General features: G+C 47.5%; 1 protein-coding gene. It reads right to left on the reverse strand.

The window, feature by feature from the left end; genetic code table 11:
• Positions 1-716, reverse strand: a 716-nt coding sequence (locus ACWHAR_RS26995) for a sensor histidine kinase (protein ID WP_452088421.1), incomplete at both ends; no start/stop codon positions are given.

The raw sequence follows: 716 nt of genomic DNA on the forward strand, positions 1-716 counted from the left end.
TTCCTTCAGCTTTCTTTACATTTGGAACGGCGATGCTTAAAACTGTGCCGTCATGGGTTGAAACGTCGAGAGCGCCGTCGATTAATGCAAGTCTTTCCTTCATTCCGCGCAAGCCGTTACCAAATGGTGTTTTTTGCTGATCCATCCCCATTCCGTCGTCTTTGATGGTAATGCTTATTTTATCATCTGTTTGAGAGATGGAAATGGTGCAATGGGTGGCGCGGCTGTGTTTGACGATATTTGTGGCGGCTTCGCGTATACACATGCTGACAATGTTTTGTGTGACAGGAGGGATATTTGAAAAATCGGAACCTCCCATGTATTCGAATGTGATGTCTGCAGCCCGCAGGATTTGCTGGATGTGGATGAGCTCTTCTGCAATAGTTGCCGTTTTCATATCAGACACGAGTTCCCGGACTTGTTTTAAGGCTGCTCTTGATGTGGTTTCCATTTCTCTTGCTTCTTTTCGCGCCCGTTCGGGGGCGCTGGCGATGATGCGCTGGACAAGCTGGCTTTTTAATGTGAGCAGTGAAAGAGTATGGCCAAGTGTATCGTGCAGATCGCGGGCAATTCGTACACGCTCCTCGCGCTTGACCAGTTCCTTAATATGCTGATTTGCTTCATCAAGCTTTTGTTCCAGTTCCATGCGGCGGTTCATGGAGCGGATGCCGTATGGTGAAATGAGCATAATCACAAGAAAGGGCAGAAAATAAAAG

This window comes from Bacillus sp. LR--39 (assembly GCF_053613335.1).